The following is a 508-nucleotide window of genomic DNA, read 5'->3' on the forward strand; positions in this document are numbered from 1 at the left end:
TTAAGTCCGCCGATAGTGGCGCGGTGTTCGCCGAGTTGATCCGTGCGGGCATGCAGGCGTTGATTGAGGCCGAGGTGACTGAGACGATCGGCGCGGGCCGTTACGAGCGGTCGGAGGGCCGTTCGGTGCACCGCAATGGGCACCGGACCAAGACGGTGTCGACGACGGCCGGGGATGTGGAGGTGAAGATCCCGAAGCTGCGGTCGGGGTCGTTTTTCCCGTCGTTGTTGCAGCGGCGCCGGCGGATCGACAAGGCGTTGCATGCGGTGATCATGGAGGCGTATGTGCATGGGGTGTCCACGCGCAGTGTCGATGATCTGGTGGCGGCGATGGGCGTGGCCTCTGGGGTGTCTAAGTCGGAGGTGTCTCGTATTTGTGCTGGTCTCGATGGGGAGATCGCGCAGTTCCGGGAGCGGAGCTTGGCGCACACGAGTTTCCCGTACATCTACTTGGATGCTACGTACTGCAAGGTGCGGGTGGGTGCGCATGTGGTCTCGCAGGCGTTGGT

At 63.4% G+C, this 508-nt stretch carries 1 protein-coding gene; it reads left to right on the forward strand.

From position 1 onward, the window contains the following. On the forward strand, positions 1–508 hold a 508-nt coding region (locus tag HH308_RS29365; protein WP_211188989.1), incomplete at both ends, for a transposase.

It is taken from the genome of Gordonia asplenii, from assembly GCF_012933505.1.
Classification (GTDB): domain Bacteria; phylum Actinomycetota; class Actinomycetes; order Mycobacteriales; family Mycobacteriaceae; genus Gordonia; species Gordonia asplenii.